Here is a 200-nt window from a genome sequence, read left to right on the forward strand (position 1 = left end):
AGCCGTATCGGAAGGTGCGGCTGGATCACCTCCTTTCTATGGAGAATCGTTTCCCGTAGCGGAAACATTCAAATACAAAATCTAGCCAGGTCGGCTAGTTACTCACTCGTTGCTCAGTTTTGAGAGCTCAAACTCTCAAACGTTTGGTGGCGATAGCGAAGGGGTTCCACACGTTCCCATCCCGAACACGACCGTTAAGC

The 200-nt window shown here is 50.5% G+C and carries 1 rRNA gene; it reads left to right on the plus strand.

The window, feature by feature from the left end:
• Positions 1-142: 142 nt before the first annotated feature.
• Positions 143-200: ribosomal RNA gene (rrf, locus tag HP548_RS34230) — 5S ribosomal RNA — on the plus strand; the annotation flags it as partial.

It is taken from the genome of Paenibacillus taichungensis (genome assembly GCF_013359905.1).
In the GTDB taxonomy this organism is placed as follows: domain Bacteria; phylum Bacillota; class Bacilli; order Paenibacillales; family Paenibacillaceae; genus Paenibacillus; species Paenibacillus taichungensis.